Genomic DNA, 18,309 nt, shown 5'->3' on the forward strand with positions numbered 1-18,309 from the left:
TCAGTCCCCTTTCTTGCGAAGCCGAAGCCCCGTCTTTTTCAGAATGCGAGTGGAGTAGAGCGTGTCCGAGCCGCGCAGCGCATCGCCCAGAAGCTCGACGATCTGCTGGCGCTTTTCCTCGACTTCTTCACGCGAGGATCCGTGGACCATGGCAAACAGGTTATAGGGCCAGTCGGGCAGGGCGCGCGGGCGTTCATAGCTGTGGGTGACGAAGGGCAGTGCGCCGATTTTCGGGCCAACTTCGTTCAACACCGCGTCGTCTACATCCCAAACGGTCATGCCATTGGCGGTCATGCCCAGTTTGTAATGATTGGGCGCGGCGGCGATCCGGCGGATGACGCCGCTTTCCTTCATCGCGGCAAGGCGCGTGGTCAGGTCGGACTCCTCCAGCCCCAGCTTCTCGGCCACTTCGGCGTAAGGGGCTGGGACCAGCGGCAGGCCGGATTGCAGCGCTTCGATGATGGCGCGGTCTGTTGCGTCAATGCTCATGCCGCCACCCTGAACCCGATGTAGAATTCCTGGAGCTTCGGGAATTGCAGGACTTTAAGGCCGGTTTCATCCTCGATCCGGGCAGCAATTTTGGCGATGCCTTCGGGTGTTTCGCAGGCCAGCACGAACCACATGTTCAGCTTGTGCGAACGTTCATAGTTGTGGGCCACTTCAGGGTGGGCGTTGACGGTGTCGTTGACCTCGTCAAACCGATCCGCCGGCACTTCCATCGCGCACAGGCAGAACGCCCCGCCCATGGCGGCCGCGTCAAAGAACGGGCCGAAGCGGGTCAGAACGCCGGATGCGCGTAAGGCGCGGACACGGTCCAAAAGCGCCTCTTCCGTCAGGCCAAGTTTTTCGGCCAGGGGTGCGAAGGGGCGGTGGTCCAGCGGCAGGTCGTCCTGCAACGCGTTCACCAAAGCGCGGTCGATGTCGTCAAGGGCGGTCATTCTGCGGCCTCCTTTTCTTTCGCGATCATCGCGCCGGTTTGGCGGAAGCAGCGAGTGGAGAACAGCACTTTGTGGTCGATACCTTCCAGCGCGGGCAGGGCGCGGGCCTTGTCCAGAACCGCCATCGCGGCCTCGCGCGATTGGGCGTGGATCATGCAATAGAGGCGATAGGGCCAGACATCCGCGACCGGGCAGCGCTCATAGCAGAGCGTCACGCCGGGCAGGGTAGCCAGTTGGGTGCCAGCCTCGGGGATGTCAGCTTCGGCCACTTGCCAGACAACCATTGCGTTGGATTTCCAACCCAGCTTGCGGTGGCGCACGATGACGCCAAGGCGCGATAGAACGCCAGCATCCGTTAGGGCAGAGACGCGGGCCAGAACGGTGGCTTCGCTGCGGCCAAGTTGGTCGGCAATCACCGCATAGGGGGCGGCGACCAAGGGCATGCCTTTGGTCAGGATATTCATCAACGCTTTGTCGCCATCGCGGATCGCGGACATATCCAGCGCACGGGGCGTGGCGTGCATGACGGGTGTGTCTTGCCCGGCCATTTTGAAGCCAAGGTCAATGTTAAACGGGCGCATCAGGCGCAGGTCGAGCACGCGAAGGCCGGTGCGATCCGATATCCGTTCAAGCGAGGCATTCACCGCATCGCGATCCGGCCCGGTGGCGACGAACCAGATGTTCCACTGGTCCTCACGCTCGTAGGAATGGTTGACGCCGGGGTCTTCGTTGATGATCGCCGCGACCTCTTCAATGCGACCTTCGGGGGCGGCGACGGCGGCGAGTGTCGACGCCGACAGAGTGTTCGGCGCACAGGTCGCGCCAACCCGCGTGATCGTGCCGTTTTCCTGCATATCAGCCAAGCGATTCAGCACGTCAATCTCGCTGGTGCCTGCCGCTTTTGCCAGTTCGGCGAAAGGGCGGGACACCACGGGGAAATCTCGCTGCCAATCGTCCAGCAGGGCGCGGTCAATGGGATCGGCGACATCTTTCATCGCTTACAGCCCTGTCCGGTGCGCGCGCGCGGTGAAGAAAATGCCCGAGGGGCTGTCGGCGTCAATCTCGCGCAGCAGCTCGTAGCTGTGCGTGTCGTAGATCTTCACTTTGTTCTCATCCCGCACGCTGACCCAGATTTCATGGCCGCGCGGGGTGAATTCCATATGCAGCACAGCGGGGCCGGGTTTGAACTGGTGGATCACCTCTTTCGTTACCGTGTCGATCACCTGAATGGTGTCGTTCATCGGGTGGGCGAAATTGACCCAGACCTGACGACCGTCAGGGCGCGCCATGGCGAAAACGGGTTGGGAATAGGTCTTGGTGCGGCCGGTTTCTTCCAGCGTTTGGGCATCGACCCACAGCACTTCGTGGTGGCCCACGGCGGGCAGCACGAATTCCGATCCGGTCAGCGCCCAGCCTTCGAGGTGGGGCATCTTGTAAACCGGCATTTCTTCCTGTCCGCGGCCATAGTTGGGCATGACGCGGATGGGTTTGGGGTCATCTTCCCACAGGTCCAGCGCGGTCAGCCCGTCTTCACCAAAAAGGCCGGTGATGTATGTGCGCCCGTTGCCGGTGACCAGCGCGTCATAGGGATTTTTACCCATGTCGGTGATCTTGGTGATCTCGGGCTCGGGGCCGTTTGACATATCGGCAATCCACGTCTCGCCCGTGTCCCACATGGTGAACACGAAGCGGCGACCGGGGACGTCCACCAGCCCGATGGTCTTCGATTCGGTAGGAATGTCGGCAACCAGTTCCAGCGTCTCGGCGTCAAAAATGCGCACGCCACCGGGTTCATAGTTTGATACGGCGACCAGCTTGCCATCGTCAGAAATCGCCCCGCCGATGGAGTTGCCGCCCTGCACCACGCGGTTTGCGATCTTGCGTTCAACAATATCGACCTTGGTCAGCCCGCCGTCGCGGCCAAACACATAGGCGTAGCGTTCGTCAGATGAATACACGATCGAGGCATGGGACAGATCGCCCAAGCCTTCGATCCGGGCAATGGAGGCGCGGTCGGATTGGTCGACCAAGAGGACCGAGCCTTTGGCCCGTTCAATCACCAGACCCAGATCGCCAGTTGCAATCGTGTCGGCAAGCGCGGCCGTGCCAAGGGTGGCGGCAAGGGCAAGCGCGGAAATGAGGGATTTCATTGGGTGTCGCCTTTCAGCAGATAGTCAGCGATCCAGGCCGCTTCGGCCTCGGAAATCAGCGGGCGCCAAGGGGGCATGGCGGTATCGGGGATACCGTCAAGGATGACAGATTGCAGCACATCGGCGTCGTAATGTTCGATGGTTTCGGCCCGGATATCGGGCCCAAGACCGCCTTTCAGGGTCAAGCCATGGCATGAGCCGCAATCCTGATGCACCAGACGCTGAAGCGCGACCGGGTCCACAGGTGCCTCGCCCGCATGGGCGGCACCTGTCAGAAGCAACAAGGCCAGAAGGCTAGGCATGGGCGGCGACCTCTTGGGCGGGATCGAACTGGACCGCATCATAAAGCGACACGACCTTGCCGATAATGAACAGGGTGGGTGGCTTCAACCCGGCATTGCGGGCGTCTTGCGCGACGTGATCAAGGGTCGAGATCATGCGCGTCTCGTCAGGTGTGGATGCACGCGAAATGGCCATGACGGGGGTCGTGCCGGACAGGCCTTCGGTCATCAGGCCCACCGCGATCTGGCCGATATTGGCCACTCCCATATAGACGACCAGCGTGGTGGTCGGATCGGCCAGTCGTTTCCAATCAAGATCCAGCACGTTGTCGGCCTGACGGTGACCGGTGACATATTGAACGCTGGTCGCCAAACCGCGATGGGTCAGCGGAACGCCGGTGACGCTGGCGGCACCCTGTGCGGCGGTGATGCCGGGGGCGTATTCGACTTCGACCCCTTGGGACACGACATACCCAGCTTCTTCCGAGCCACGCCCGAAGATCAGCGGATCGCCCCCTTTCAGGCGGGCTACGACGTGCCCGGCGCGGGCTTTTTCAACCAGAATCTCGTTGATTCGATTTTGCGGCACCGTGTGACAATTCGAGGCCTTGCCGACGAAAATCATCTCGGAATCCGGTTTGGCCATGGCGACGATATCGTCTGACACAAGCCGGTCATAGACCACCACGTCTGCCTCTTTCAGCATACGGATGGCTTTCATGGTCATCAGCTCCGGGTCTCCGGGGCCTGCGCCGATCAGGTAAACTTTACCGGTCATGTCTTTTCTCGCTCGTCCTTTGGATGGCTGCAAGCCAGATACCCGAGACGAGCGACAGCATAATACATGCGTCTGAACATAGACATCGCCAGCGGGTGAGGCTTCGGCCGAATTGTGAGGGTAAGATGGCCCGCCCAGCCATGCCCTTCCTTGATATAAAGCAAGGCGCGCCGATTTCGGCGCACCTTAACACGTGAATAATTTCAAGTGCTTCTAATCAAAGGGTTATTTTGACGTAACCGTGACCATACCAATCATATTTTGTGTTTCCCAATGGGGTCCACAAAGGTATTCCTGGTCGCCTACGGTCAGAAAGGTGTATTCGATCGTCTCTTCCGGGAAAGCGCGGTCGCTTTCGGGTTCGTTGGGAACGATCACGCTGTGGCTGGTGCGCTTGTCCACATTGACCCAACGCACCGTGGTGCCGACGGGCACGACCAGTTCACCAGGGCAGAAGTTATACTTATACATCTTGACGACCACGACGCCCTCTTCCTGATCAGAGGGGTGGCCGAACAGCTCGACATAACGATCTTCAGCTTCGGCGCAGATGGCCGCGGTCTTGTCGTCATCGGCCAGAACGGGAAAAGCCGCGCAAAGCACGGCAGTCGAGGACAGGGCAAAAGCGGCGAGTGTGCGTTTCATCAGCGTTCCTTTCTGAACCTCGTCAAATGGCTGCGGCCGGTTGGGGCCGGCCGCAGCTTAGTTTTTTTATTGCTTGACCACGTTAATCGCAGCTTCTGCATTGTCCAGTGCAAGGCTGGTATTCAGCGTTACATGGTGGAAACGCGCCGCTGTGAAGTCATCATGGATCGCAAACCCGACCGTATAGATCTTGCCTGCTTCCAGTGCGACATCACCTTCGCCACCTGCCAGAGGCCGCGAGAACGTGACGGTCCAAGTGCCATCTGCACCCAGATTGGCTTCGGCGGCCATTTCACCTTCGTTCACCGTGCGGTTTTGCAAAAGATAGCCGTTTTCGGCTGTGCCATCTGCATAGACCCGCATCAGATCCATAAAGGTGCCATCGGCCAGAAGCTGGTCGATTTCAGCCTGATCTTTGACCTTGTCCCAACCACCCAATGGCTTGTCGCCACGGCCTTTCAGCTCGATATCTGTCCGGCTTTCGGCCAGATACTTGGTGATTGTTTTGTCGGCCTGAAGCTGCGTGGCGATGTCACCGCTGGCGGCAATCGCATCCGCACCCGGATCGAAGGGCATATAGGTGTTGTCGGCGTGGCAGGTTGCCCAGCAGCCCACTTGCTCACCCATTTCGATCCCTGTGCCGGTGATCATCATGCCAACCTTGATCTGGTTGTCCGGGTCCATCTTGCCGCCGTCAACAAACGGGGCAGGGGTGTGACCGGCATCCATCCACTGCAGGCGGAAATAGACGTTTTCATCGTCATAGGCTGCCTTCAGCGATGCAGCGATCGTGCCGCGCTTACCGGGGATCGGGGTCGGTTCCAGCTCGTCGTTCTTGCCGCCACCGCCAGCGACGATCTTGTCGCCAATGGCTTCCAGTTCTTTCGCGTGGCAGGTCGAGCATGCGTCGCCACCCTTGGTCAGCGGACGTGCGCCGCCGTGGGTCTTGCCGTTTTGCACCCATTCGAATGAAGCTTGGCCCGGATAGAACAGCGTCATATCGGTCGAGGCGACAGCGTCCCAATCGACATTGGCGCCAACCGTGCCACCGGCACTTGCACCACCAGCGTCACCACCGGCAGGCGCATCCGTCGCGGTGCCAGCCATTTCGGCTTCGACCTTGGCGCGTTCGTCTGTGCGGGCGGCTTCAACCGCTGCCATCACACGGGCCTGAGCCGCGTCAGATTCAGCTTTGCGCGCTGCGTCTTCTTCGGCTTCCTGGGCTTCGATACGGGCAAGGCTTTCCAGATAGGCTTGCGGAACTTCACGAATGAATTTCGGGTTCGGCGCTTCCAGCGCTTCCAGATATTCCTCGTCCGCGCGGTCACGCAGGTCCGAGTGCGCGATGCCCTTGTGGCAGTCGATACAGGTCTGACCGGTTTCCATCGCGTTCAAGTGCTGCTGACGGGCGCGGGGGGCCTGAAACTCGGGCATCATGGATTGGAAGTTGTGACAGTTGCGACATTCGCGGCTGTCGGAGTTTTTCATCCGTTCCCATTCGTTCATCGCCAGATGCAGACGCTTGGCTTCAAACTTCTCTTCTGTGTTGATGGTTCCGACCAGCTTGCCCCAAAGCTCTTTCGAGGCTTTGACCTTGCGGATCATCTTGTGGGTCCAGTCCTTCGGAACGTGACAGTCGGAACAGACCGCACCGACGCCCGAGCGGTTCACGTCGTGGATCGTGCCCTTGTATTCCTGATAGACGAAATCTTCCATCTCGTGACAGGAAATACAGAAATCTTTGGTGTTCGTGGCTTCCATGGCGGTGTTGAAACCACCCCAGAAGATAATGCCGGCGACAAAGACGCCCGCGATACCGGCAAGCGGCATTCCCCACAGGAAATACCGGCGCCAGATTGGCTTTTTCGGGTCGCTACCGTTGGTCTGGGACATGTCCAGGCTCCGTTCTGGCTTCGTGATTGGTCCGTATTCAGACCAGTAAGTAGAAAAGGGGCGGGCGCTTGGCCCGCCCCTTTGGGTTCTTTTTCAACTCACCCTTAGGTGACGTGGTTCGAACGGTTGTAGACGTTGAACTTGCCGGTCGGGGCAAACAGTCCCTTCACGCGGGCTTTTTCTTCCAGCGTTTCGGCGTCGTAGATCACGATCTCACCGTTCGGCTCAAGCGAGTCCGCCAGGTTCCAGTTCGACACCCAAACTTCGGTGCCGTCTGCGTTGAACTCGAAGTGCACAGCGGCGTGGCCTTCTTGTTCTGTCAGCTGGATCGTTTTCACGATTTCACCTGTCTCTTTCGAGATGACCTGAACAGATTGCTGAATTTCAGGCTCGGGGTGTTTTGTCTGATCCGCCCAAACATACTTGGAGTTCGGGTGGGTCCGGACAAACAGGCCAGCGCCGTCAGTTTCGACTTCGTAGCAGGTTTTCCAGGCGTTATCCGGGTGACCTTCGGGGTCGTTGCCCCAAACCGTCACAGTACCGATACCCAGGTGGGTGGTGCCTGCAACCGGGCCACAGTTCGGATCGTCCCAGTTGGCGCCGGGACCGGGGTGCGGCAGGGCCGCAACGTCGATCATGGCTTCCAGCTTGCGTTCCTTGGTGTCGACAACAACCATTTTGTTCGAGGCGTTCGCCGCGATCTGGAAGTAGCGACCGGTCGGATCAAAGAACCCATCGTGCAGGAACTTGGCCGAGTCGATCTTGTCGATCCGCAGGTTTTCCAGGTCGGAGTAGTCAACCTGCCACATCTGCCCCAGCTCTTTCACTGCAACCAGCCAGCTGGTTTCATTGGGCGTGGTGTAGATGGCTGCCACACGGGCTTCTTCCACATAGTCGCCGTCCACGTTCACGCCGCGGGTCGATACGACCTTCAGCGGTTCCATGGTCACAGCATCCGCGATCACGAAGTGCGGAGGCCAGTAGCCGCCACCGATGACGTATTTACCATCGCCGGATACGGCAACGTCACGTGCGTCATAGGCAACTTTGACTTCGGAAACCAACATCTTGTCCGGTGTTTGCCACAGGTCGATCTTGGTCATCTTGCCGTCGCGGCCCATCGTGTACCAGAAGCGGCCGGGCTGTTCGGGTTCGGTGATCTTGTGGTGCTCTGACGCTTTGATCACGTGCACGGCATAGCCGGTCGGGATGTGTGTCAGCACCTCTTTGGTGTCACCGTCAACGATGGCAACTTTACCAGCGTCACGTTCGATGACGACGAAGAAGTTTTCCCAGTTGCGGCCATGAAGCGGCTCGGTCGGGTAGTCGGCTTCTTCGACATAGACCTTGCGGGTCTCTTTCATCTGAGCCAGCGACATTTCTGGCGGCTTGGGCGGATCCATTTGGATATAGGTCGCCATGTCTTTGATCTGCTGCTCGGTCATGATGTCCGAGAAGTTGTTCATACCGCCTTCGGTGCCCCAGGTAATAATCTTTTCAAGACGTTCCTGGCCGAGTTTAAGCGTGCCGCTTTCTGTTACCGTGCCATCGTCGGCAGTGGTTTTCACAACCGGCTCAAGGCTTTTGCCTGTCGCGCCCTTACGGAGCACGCCGTGACAACCGGCACATTGTTCAAAATAAAGTTGCTTCGAAGCATCAAATGCTTCTTCGCTGAGGGTCGGACCTTCAGCCATTGCTGGCAGAGCGACGCTGCCGAGCATCATGGCTAAGCCAATCCCTAGCGAGCTGCGGATATTCTTTTGGGTGGTTCCAAGTGACATGATCACTCTCCATTTGCTTGGTGAGGCAAGGTGAAGATGGAGGCAACGGGCGCCGCGCGTCTTGACATATGTCAACGAAGCTCACGAAAAAGAGAGCGGGCGTGAAAAACAACGTGATCGCAGGGGTTATTAGTTTGCTTCTAACACGCAGCAACTGTACCAATCTTGGAAATGAGGCGCAAAAAGACCGTTTCCGGGGAATCAATTTGAGCTGTGGCGCGTTGGCTGTCCGCGTCCGAATCTGTCAGGTGTGACAGGCCGGACAACGCGGGCAGGTCGCTACTCGATCGCCAGAACAAGGGACGCCGGCGACAGTGGGATCGCGGCCACGTCCGGGTGCTGTGTGTCCATCAGCACGATCGACGGTCCTGCCATGTCTGCAATGCTTTCGCTGCCCATTGCGGCCAACGCCGCCCGTATGCCAAGCCGACCTTGGGCGACCGGATCATCAAACGGAACCGCCATGACTTTACCGCTTTGCAGACCCCGCCGAACCGAGTGGCTGATATAGGTTGCGATCATCTTTGGAAACGGGCGGCCGAGACGCTCGGCCAACCCCATAGCGCCTTCGATTGCCGGGGCGCTGCCGATCAGATAATCCAGATCCGGCTGGGTGGTCAGCAGGTCTTCGACCTCACGCAGTTGTTCACGCAACCCGGTGTCCGCGCGCCTGACGGCCACGATCTTTGCGGACGAGCCTTGCAAACCGACGCGCAGGCCGCCTTCCAAAAGGGGTGACCACCCGGAATCTTCTGGTCCGGTGACAAAGCCGACCCGCATCGTCTTGGTCCCTTCGGGGTGGCGCTCGGCGACAAACCGTCCGACCGCCTTGCCCATTTCGCGCCAATCCACCCCGATCGAGGCCACAAGCTGCGGGGCATGAAGCTCGTTCACCAGTGCCAGTATGGGCACCTCAGCAGACGCTTCTTCGACAGCCCCCAGAAGGGCAGGCGCATCCGCAGACACCGCGCCCAGCAAGATCGCGTCCGCGCCTTTCGCAAGACAGGTCTGCATCAGCGAAACCTGACGTTGCAGGGCGTGATAGCCACCGGATTCATAAAACAACAAGGTGGCCCCTTCTTCAGTGGCCTCCTCTTGCAATCCATAACCCACGCTAAGCCAGTATTCATCCTTGAAATGCGGCACCACGACACAAATTGTCTGCGCGCCCTCCTGCGCCTGTGCTTGCATTGAGGGCAGTGCGACACTCGCACCAGACAGGCCCAGCACGGTGATTGCGATCGCGCGCAATACACCATACCGTCGCATCATGCGGCAGGTCGGTTTTGATAAACAATTGCTCAGGGTTTTCACATTCATTGTGAGCCTGTCCGTGCTTGTCAGCGTCACAGCGCTTGCATCCATCTGGTATCTGGCAGGGCAGCAGCGCGCCTTGATACAGGACAACCTGCCCGCTGCCGCGCTGGCCCGAAAGATTTCGGAAGAAAGCGTCTTTGTTGCCGCGCTGGCGCCATCCTTCTCCGAAGTCGGCAATCTGCCCGACCTGCAATCGCTTGTGCAGTCGCTCAGAACCGAAATGGACAACCTGCAGACAGATTTGCAAGAGCTGGAGCGACTTGGGCTGTTTCCCAAGGGCGACGATGGCATGGCGGTTCTGAACAGGCTGCAAAACGCGGTGACGCGTCTGGCCACGGGGGCCGAAAGCCGGTTGATGCAGCGCCAGGTTCTTCAGCAGCAGATTGTTGACATCTCGGACAGGCTGACCGAAATGCAAGACATTCTGGCCAGCCAACTGGACATCGCGCGCGTCCGTGTCACGGCAACGATCGCTGATTTGTATACCCAAAGCGGCGCAGATGCCCGCGACCGGCTGGACGGTTTGGCCGACCGGGATTTCTTTGCCTATGACCGGCAGGTCGAGCTTGGACGCTCGATCGACACCGCGGGGGGCTTGTTGCTGCAAGTCGCAGGTGCGTCCGATCTGGCGCAGCTTGAAGAGGCGCGCGCGCAGGCACGCGACGAGCTTGCATTTGCGCAGCGGCGATTGAGCTATCTGCAATCCGCAGCGGCCCAAACACGCGCGGCCACGCTTTTGGATCAGCTTGCAGGCGAACTTGCCAGCGATGGGGTCTATAGCCTGCAGGCCGAATGGCTGGCAGAAGGCTACACGATGGCGGACATACTATCCGGCATCCGCGACGATGTGCTTGCCTTGACAGGGTTTTCTGAAACCCAGTTCACCCGCTTGCAAGCCCATGCCGAACAATCCCAGACCAGGACGCAGACCTTGGGGCGCAGAATTGTCGCGGGTCTGGCGCTGTTGTTGGGCCTGACGACCGGGGCGGGCTTTGTCAGCTGGCAATTCGCCCGCCGCAAGGTGGTTGGGCGACTGCGCGGGGTTGCCGAGCATATCGAGGCCTTGGCGCATGAGGATTTCGACCACGCCATTCCCGTCAGCGGAGGGGATGAAATCGGCGAGATGGAAAAGGCGCTTCGCATCCTGCGCACCCGCGCCCTGAAGGCGCGAAACCTGCGTGACGAGCTTGAAGAAACCGTGTTGCAGCGCACCGGCGATATCGTCACCGAGATGAAGGCCCACGACGCGGCCCGCGCCGAATCCGAGGCTGCGAACCGGGCAAAATCCGAATTTCTGGCGATGATGAGCCATGAAATCCGCACGCCGTTGAATGGCATCATCGGGATGCTGCGACTGTTGGAGGGCGAACTGTCCGGCGCGGATGATCGCAAACGTTTGGTGACCGCGCGCGCCTCGGCGGAGCATCTGTTGGGTCTGACCAATGACTTGCTGGACTACGCCAGCACCGAACGGGGCAAGCTGCGCGCGGCGCCCGTGCATTTTGACACCCGTGATCTGGTCGGCCATCTGGCCACCTATCTCAGCGTCAGCGCCAAGGCTCGCAGGCTGGACTTTGAAATCAGCGCGCCGCCGGATTTACCGATCGCCCTGTTCGGGGACGTTGCCAAGATCCGGCAGGTCGTCGTTAACCTGCTGTCGAACGCCACCAAATACACCGACACGGGTCGTGTCGATCTGATCATCGACCATGTTTTTGACAGCGATCAGGGACGGCATGTGATCACCTTTGCGGTGGCAGACACCGGGATCGGCATCGCTGCCAAGGATATGGACTATATCTTTGACGCCTATGGGCGCGTCGATCCGGGGCAGCGGGCCGACATTCAGGGCATGGGGCTGGGTCTGTCGATCTCGCGGCGGCTGACCGAGGTCATCGGCGGGCTGTTAAGCGTCGAAAGCGCGCCGGGGCAGGGGTCTCGGTTTTCGCTGACGGTTGCCCTGCCCGAAGGTGATCTGGCGCAGGTGGCCCGCACCGCCGAAATCGCCCAACACGCCGAGCTAGGCCAGCATGTGTTGCTGGTCGAAGACAACGCGGTCAACCGCATGGTGGCGCATGGCTATCTTGAGCGGCTGGGCTGTCGTGTAACGGATGCGGAAACCGGAGCGGCGGCAATCGACGCTGTGAAATCGGATCAATTTGACATCGTGCTGTTGGATCTGGATCTGCCCGATATGCAAGGGACCGAGGTCGCACAGGCGATCCTGCGCCTTGTGCCGACACCCCCCAGACTTGTCGCGCTAACCGCCCACAACATACAGGACACCCCCGACGAACGGGCGCGATTGGGGGTCGAGCGTGTGCTGACCAAACCCATATCGCCCCGCATCCTCAGCGAGGTGTTGGGCACCGCGCCTTTGGTGGTCCAAGAGATCGACGCGGAGGCCGTGGCGAACACCACATTGGCCGGGCTGAAAGAGGATATCGCCGATCTGGGGGCGGAAGAGACCGAGGCGATCCTGTCTGAATACATTCATCAGGCGGACGAGGCGATCCCAGCCTTGAAAGATGCCGCGAGGGCAGGGGATCACGAAACAGTTCGCAAACTGGCGCACCGGATGAAAGGTGCCTCGAGCAACTTCCGACTGGAAAAGCTGTGTGCCCGGCTCGGTGACATCGAACAAATCGCCCGCGATGGCGGCGATCTAGCGGTCGTTGAACGCATGTTGGACGACACTTACCACCCGGCGCGCGCGACGCTCAGGGAGGCCGCCCGATCAGTCGGGCTTCACTTCCCTGACGAGGCAAAGACATAGCCTTCGCCATGCACCGTGATGATCCAGTTGGGCTGGGTTGGATCATCCTCGATCTTCTTGCGCAACCGACCCACCAACACGTCAATGGTGCGGTTGTCCGGCGCCCATTGGCGGTGCTGGATCAGGTCAAGCAGGCGGTCACGTGACAAGATCACGCCGGGATGGCGGGTGAAGGCATGCAACAGCTCGAACTCGGCCCGGGTCAGGGGTTCGATGGTGCCGGTGTCATCCTCAAGCCGCCGGCGCATCTGGTCCAGCGTCCAACGGCCAAAGCGCCACACGGGGTCAGGGTCTGCGGTGGCTTTGCCGATCTCGCTTATGCGGGCCAACAGGTTCTTGACGCGGGCGAACAGCTCGCGTTTGTCGAAGGGCTTGGTGACGTAATCATCCGCGCCCATTTCCAGCCCGACGATCCTGTCGATCTGGTCATCCCGGCTGGTCAACAGGATGATCCCTGCCTTTGACTTGGCCCGTTGCTCGCGCGTTATGGTCAGCCCGTCCTTGCCGTCAAGGTTGATGTCCACCAACAACAGGTCGGCGGGATCACGGGCCAAAATCTCCTCCATCTGGGTGGCATCTTCGGCTTCGCTGACACGATACATCTGTTTGCGCAGGGATGCCGCCAACCGCCTGCGGGTGACGCTGTCGTCTTCGACGATGATGATGTGCTGGCTCATTGGACCCTTCGATTCCCTGCTCACCTCTTCCTTTTACATTCTTTTACAAACTCGAACAGCCTGTTCATCCCAGATCAAAGACCGGTTCACATCGTGGGTGTAGAAAGAGGGCAAGAACAGTTAACTCGTCAGGAGGACATCATGACATTTGCCAACCCAACCCGCCGCGGTTTCCTGCAAGGTGGCGCCGCCATGTTTGGCGCTACGTCCCTTATGGGATCGACCGCGCTTGCAGCGCTTGACCCCAACTCGTTCACGGACCGCGTTTTCCACGCCACCCACTTCGGCCCGTTCGAAGGTGTGGTGCGTGACGGCAAACTTGTCGGCATCAACAACATCATGGAGATTGATGCCCGCCCCACCGAGATGCTGAACCACGGCGTTCTGGACCGGACCTATGACAAATCGCGCATCAACTACCCGATGGTGCGTAAATCCTACCTTGAAGGTTGGGAAACCGGCGACACCAAGCCCGAACTGCGTGGCAAGGAAGAATATGTCCGCGTCGATTGGGATACGGCCTGGAGCCTTGCGGCCAAAGCGCTGCTCGACACCGCCACCAACCACGGCAACGAAGCGATCTTCAGCTCGTCCTATGGTGGCTGGTCGAACGCTGGTTCGTTCCGCCCCAACGTGCTTCAGGGTCGCCTGATCAACCTTATCGGCGGCTGCACCAACACCGCTGGCGACTGGTCGGCCGGTGCGGGTCAGGTGCTTTTGCCACGCGTGATTGGTGACATGGAAGTCTATTCGGGTCAGACATCGTGGGAAGTCATCCGCGACAACACCGAAGTGTTCGTGCTGGTTGGCTGTGACCCAATCAAAAACAACCGCATCGAATATCGCGTGGCCGACCACGGCATGTATGGCCCGTGGGAAGAGATTCGCGACGCAGGTGTCAAGTTCGTCTCGATCAACCCGCAACGCACGGCCTCGGACGACTATCTGAATGCCGAATGGCTGCAAATCGTGCCCAACACCGACACCGCTTTGTTCCTTGGCATGGCATATCATGTGCTGGAGAACGGTCTGGAAGACCGCGCCTATATGGACAAATACACGGTCGGTGCCGACAAGTGGATCGCCTATGTGAAAGGCGAAGACGACGGCACGCCGAAAACACCGGCTTGGGCCGCCGCCATCACTGGCATGGACGAAGACAAGATCAAGGAACTGGCCGAACTGCTCGCCACCTCGACCACCCAGATCGCAGGGTCTTGGGCGATTCAGCGCGCACAACACGGCGAAATGGCTTATTGGGCCATCGTCAACTTCCAGGCGCTGACCGGCAAGATCGGCAAACCCGGCGCGGGCCTTGGCTTCTCGTGGCACTATGGCAACGGCGGTATGCCACAAAGTGGCGCACGCACGCCCGTCGGCATGAGTCAGGGTCGGAACTTCATCAAGAAGGTCGTTCCCGCGTCGCGGATCACCGAGGCGCTGGAAAACCCGGGCAAAGAGTTCTTTTATAACGGGTTTACGAACACCTATCCTGACATCAAGATGATCTTCAACGCCGGCAACAACTTCATGTCGCACCAGCAGGACACCAACCGCCTGATCCGTGCGCTTGAGAAGGTCGAAACCATCGTCAGCGTGGACGTCTGGTGGACAGCGGCAACCCGTTGGGTCGACATCGTCTTCCCGGCGTCCTCGACGCTGGAACAGGATGACATCACATCGGGTGGCACCTATTCCAACGACAAGGTCTATGCCATGAAGAAGGTGATCGAACCGATCGGTGAAAGCCTGCCGGACTACGAGATCTTCGAAGGTTTGGCCGACAAGTTGGGTCTGTGGACGCAGTTCACCGAAGGCGAAGACAAGATGTATCACATCAAGCTTGCCTACGAGGCCTCTGGCGCTGCAGCCCACACACCGTTCGAAGAGTTCTGGGAAAAAGGTTATGCCCGGATGCCAGTTCCGGATGCGGCCCGCAAGTGGACCCGCCACGGCGCCTTCTACGAAGACCCCGAAGGCACACCGCTGCACACCGACTCCGGCAAGATCGAGATGTTCTCGGAAGGTATCGCCGGTATGGAGATCGACGATTGCCCCGGCATGCCGATCTGGATGGAGAAACACGAATATCTTGGCAACGCCAAAGAAGGCCAGTTGCACGTCGTGTCGCCCCACCCATGGTTCCGCCTGCACAGCCAGATGGACCAGTCCGAAAAACTGCGCGCCCTTTACAAGGTGCAAGGTCGCGAGCCGGTCCGGATCAACTCGGAAGATGCCGCATCGCGTGGTATCGAAGATGGCGACCTGGTCGAGCTTTACAACGACCGTGGCACGGTAATTGCCGGGGCTGTTGTCAGCGATGACATCATGCCGGGTGTGGTCTCGATCTACGAAGGGGCTTGGCCGTCGCTGGACAGCAAGGGTCGTTGCAACTCGGGTCTGGTGAACTTCCTGACCTCGACACAGCGGTCTTCCGGTCTGGCGCAGGCAACCACCGCCAACACCGTTCTGTGCAGCATGCGCAAGTGTGAAGACCCCGAAGGTCCGAACATGGCGTATGAGAAACCGGCCATTATCGAAGACATGGAGTTCGCTTCGGTCGACGATGAAAAGGTTGGTGCCGAGCGTCTGGAAGCCCTGACAGAAGCGCTTTATGCCGACATGACACCCGGCGAGAAGATGTTCTTCGAACGCTGCACCGTCTGCCACGCCCCGCGCGAGGTGACGCACTATACCCAGCAGCAATGGAAAGGCATCGTGCCGTCCATGTTCGAACGCGCCGGTCTTGAAGAAAGCGAACGCGAACTTGTCATGGAATACCTGATGACAAACGCGGCTGACGCGAACTAAGCGACCCCAAGTCACGACACCGAGGGCGGCCAGACAATCTGGTCGCCCTTTGTCGTCTGCGGGTTGCTCTATTTGCTTAACATAACTTTGGTTATGCGCACTAAATACGGTGGACCCCCCGTCTGACGCCACCTCACCCGCATGGCGCGCGTCGCTTTAGCTGACTTGCTCCAGCAACCATTCGGCCCGGCTGATATGTTCGCGTGCAATCGTCAGCTTGCGCAGCAACCGCCCCTGCTTGTCTGGCTTTTCAGTCTTTTCAAGCTCGGCCTGAAGCTCGGCCTCTTTCTCGCGCAGCTTGGACAGGACTTTCTTCACGTGGTCCGGCGCTATCTGGCTTGCGGTTCCGCTTTCCAGCCGGTCGTTATAATCGGCCACTTTGGCGGCCAGCTTTTTCAGACCCATGACTTGGACCTCCTATGGTCAACCATCAACTTTCCCCACCAACGGGGGCAGCCTCTGTCGCCTTGTCAGGTTTCATTTGCAACTCTTCGTCTTCCAGTGACAGCAGCTTTTCGACCTCTGCCAAGGCACTGTCGCGTTCGATGTAATAGCGCCGCGCGGCCTCGATCAATTGGCGCATGGCCGAATAGGCATAGCCGCTATCGTTCAGAAACGACGTGGCGGCGACAGGGTTCAAATCTCCGGTTCGGATCAGTCGGTCGATGTTGCGGTTTGTCGACCGTGCATCCTCTTCGATCTGTGCCCGCTCCTGATCAAGCCACAGGGCAGAGCGCTTGTCAGGTTCGACTTCCCCAAGCTTGTGAATTTCGATCAGGATACGCGCCAATTCCGTGCGCAGCCCATCGTAAAGCTCTGTCACTTTGCCTTGCGGACGTGTCGTATAGCGCAGCACATTCTTGCGCAGGTGTTTGACCGATTTCACCGCCTGCACGATATCCGCTGCCACATCGCGCAACGTGTTGATCTTTTCAGAGACATCAGGATCGTAACGTTTGTTACCTGCCCGCGAGGCATAGTTCACGATGGCCGCAAAAAGGGTTTTGACCCGCCGTTCATACCCGTCTTCGATGTCCAAATCGAACGGCGCACGGCTGTTGCGCACGGTTTGCGCCACGTTGGAGGCGCCAAAGACCTCGTGGCGGTGCAGGTTCAGGCCATGAAAAATCAACTCGACCGCGTTTTCATAAAGGTGCTGAACCTCCTGACGCAGCGCGCTTTCCAAGGTCTGAGGGAATTCGAAGACAGCTTCGTTCAGGAAATGGGGTTGGCTGACTTCTTCGGTCGGTTCAACGATCCGGCGTTCAAGAAAGGCGACCAGCTTGGTCAAAACCGGCAACATCAAGATCACGCCGACCACGTTGAAAATCGTGTGGAAAACAGCAAGCTTCAGGGCAAAGTCGTTGGCGTCGATCCCGACCTGCAGGCTGACCCAATCGACGATCTGCCCCAAGGGCACAATGAAAACCAAGGCGACCGCTGCCGTTGACACGTTGAACACCAAATGCGCCAGCGCCAGCCGCTTGCCCTGAAAATTTGCGCTCAGCGATCCGATGATCGCGGTGATCGTGGTCCCGACATTGGCCCCAATGGCCAGCGCCAGCGCGTTTTCATAGGTAATTTGCCCGGCCGCCAGCGCAGTGATGATCAGCACCATGGTCGCATGGCTGGATTGCATGATCACCGTCGCCGAGGCCCCCAGCAACGTATACACCACCAAGCCCGCCAGACCCGGCAGGGCGAAGCGCGTCAGGTCAATTTGGTCCTTGAACGCGTCAAATCCCTCTTTCATGTGGTGGATGCCAAGAAACAGGAAGCCAAGCCCGCCCAGGGCGTAACCGATACCGCGCAGCGCCTTGGATTTTTGGAACACCAAGACGATGCTCAGCGCGATCATGGGCATGGCATAAGACGCGATGTTGACCTTCAGGCCAAACCCCGCGACCAGCCACGCGCCTGTCGTGGTGCCGATATTGGCGCCAAAGATCACACCGATGCCACCGATCAGCGAAATCAGCCCTGCGCTGAGAAACGAGATCGTGATGACCGACACAAGCGAGCTTGACTGAAGCAGCGTGGTCGAAACCATGCCAAACAGCAGTGCACGCGGGGTCGAGCGCGTGGCGCGTTCCAGGATGCGTTCCAGCGCCCCGCCGCCAAACAGCTTGAACCCGTCTTCAAGCATCAGCATCCCGAACAGGAAGATGGCGACGCCGGCGGCGATTTCCTGAATGTCGGGTTTCAGCCAGAAGGCCAGAATAAGCCCCGCGACAATGACCGGCAGAAGGTATCGTTTCATAA

Annotated in this window: 15 protein-coding genes; 2 read left to right on the forward strand and 13 right to left on the reverse strand. The window is 59.2% G+C overall.

The window, feature by feature from the left end:
* From Q0864_RS15700 to torT, 10 genes are all read right to left on the reverse strand, one after another.
* A complete protein-coding gene (locus Q0864_RS15700; RefSeq protein WP_298571614.1) occupies positions 1–489 on the reverse strand; it encodes an AsnC family transcriptional regulator in 489 nt (162 codons plus the stop codon).
* Positions 486–938, reverse strand: coding sequence for an Lrp/AsnC family transcriptional regulator (locus tag Q0864_RS15705; protein ID WP_298571618.1), 453 nt, complete (start codon positions 936–938; stop codon positions 486–488). Before Q0864_RS15705 ends, Q0864_RS15700 begins: the two co-directional genes overlap by 4 nt.
* Positions 935–1,933 (reverse strand): Lrp/AsnC family transcriptional regulator, encoded by a 999-nt coding sequence (locus Q0864_RS15710; protein ID WP_298571621.1) that lies wholly within the window; start codon positions 1,931–1,933, stop codon positions 935–937. Before Q0864_RS15710 ends, Q0864_RS15705 begins: the two co-directional genes overlap by 4 nt.
* A gap of 3 nt (positions 1,934–1,936) precedes the next feature.
* A complete protein-coding gene (locus Q0864_RS15715) occupies positions 1,937–3,088 on the reverse strand; it encodes a cytochrome D1 domain-containing protein (RefSeq protein WP_298571624.1) in 1,152 nt (383 codons plus the stop codon).
* Positions 3,085–3,390: a cytochrome c gene (locus tag Q0864_RS15720; RefSeq protein WP_248369913.1), complete on the reverse strand. Its 306-nt coding sequence runs from the start codon at positions 3,388–3,390 to the stop codon at positions 3,085–3,087. Before Q0864_RS15720 ends, Q0864_RS15715 begins: the two co-directional genes overlap by 4 nt.
* Positions 3,383–4,147 (reverse strand): uroporphyrinogen-III C-methyltransferase, encoded by a 765-nt coding sequence (cobA, locus tag Q0864_RS15725; RefSeq protein ID WP_298571630.1) that lies wholly within the window; start codon positions 4,145–4,147, stop codon positions 3,383–3,385. Before cobA ends, Q0864_RS15720 begins: the two co-directional genes overlap by 8 nt.
* 225 nt (positions 4,148–4,372) lie before the next feature.
* Complete coding sequence (locus tag Q0864_RS15730) at positions 4,373–4,792, reverse strand: copper-binding protein (RefSeq protein WP_298571634.1); 420 nt, start codon at positions 4,790–4,792, stop codon at positions 4,373–4,375.
* 66 nt (positions 4,793–4,858) lie between these two features.
* Positions 4,859–6,685, reverse strand: coding sequence for a NapC/NirT family cytochrome c (locus tag Q0864_RS15735; RefSeq protein WP_298571637.1), 1,827 nt, complete (start codon positions 6,683–6,685; stop codon positions 4,859–4,861).
* Between the two features lie 104 nt (positions 6,686–6,789).
* The gene (locus Q0864_RS15740; protein WP_298571640.1) at positions 6,790–8,466 is read right to left on the reverse strand and encodes a cytochrome D1 domain-containing protein; all 1,677 of its coding nucleotides are present in this window, start codon (positions 8,464–8,466) and stop codon (positions 6,790–6,792) included.
* A gap of 279 nt (positions 8,467–8,745) precedes the next feature.
* Positions 8,746–9,738 carry a TMAO reductase system periplasmic protein TorT gene (gene torT / locus Q0864_RS15745; RefSeq protein ID WP_298571643.1) on the reverse strand — a complete coding sequence of 331 codons (993 nt, stop codon included), beginning with the start codon at positions 9,736–9,738 and terminating at the stop codon, positions 8,746–8,748.
* Here torT and Q0864_RS15750 point away from each other — a divergent pair.
* A complete protein-coding gene (locus Q0864_RS15750; RefSeq protein ID WP_298571646.1) occupies positions 9,737–12,559 on the forward strand; it encodes an ATP-binding protein in 2,823 nt (940 codons plus the stop codon). The two genes, torT and Q0864_RS15750, sit on opposite strands and share 2 nt — an antisense overlap.
* Here the strand turns inward: Q0864_RS15750 and torR are convergent.
* The gene (gene torR, locus Q0864_RS15755; RefSeq protein WP_298571648.1) at positions 12,532–13,236 is read right to left on the reverse strand and encodes a two-component system response regulator TorR; all 705 of its coding nucleotides are present in this window, start codon (positions 13,234–13,236) and stop codon (positions 12,532–12,534) included. The two genes, Q0864_RS15750 and torR, sit on opposite strands and share 28 nt — an antisense overlap.
* Before the next feature lie 141 nt (positions 13,237–13,377).
* Between torR and Q0864_RS15760 the strand changes: the two genes are divergently transcribed.
* Complete coding sequence (locus Q0864_RS15760; protein WP_298571650.1) at positions 13,378–16,047, forward strand: molybdopterin-dependent oxidoreductase; 2,670 nt, start codon at positions 13,378–13,380, stop codon at positions 16,045–16,047.
* A 156-nt stretch (positions 16,048–16,203) separates the two neighbouring features.
* Here Q0864_RS15760 and Q0864_RS15765 read toward each other — a convergent pair whose 3' ends face one another.
* Both Q0864_RS15765 and Q0864_RS15770 read right to left on the reverse strand, forming a co-directional pair.
* Entirely contained in the window at positions 16,204–16,452 is a 249-nt protein-coding gene (locus tag Q0864_RS15765; protein ID WP_298571652.1) for a hypothetical protein, read from the reverse strand.
* Positions 16,453–16,477: 25 nt separating this feature from the next.
* The gene (locus Q0864_RS15770; RefSeq protein WP_298571655.1) at positions 16,478–18,307 is read right to left on the reverse strand and encodes a Na/Pi symporter; all 1,830 of its coding nucleotides are present in this window, start codon (positions 18,305–18,307) and stop codon (positions 16,478–16,480) included.
* Positions 18,308–18,309 lie beyond the last annotated feature (2 nt).

The sequence above is a fragment of the uncultured Aliiroseovarius sp. genome, from assembly GCF_947497285.1.
Lineage (GTDB): Bacteria > Pseudomonadota > Alphaproteobacteria > Rhodobacterales > Rhodobacteraceae > Aliiroseovarius.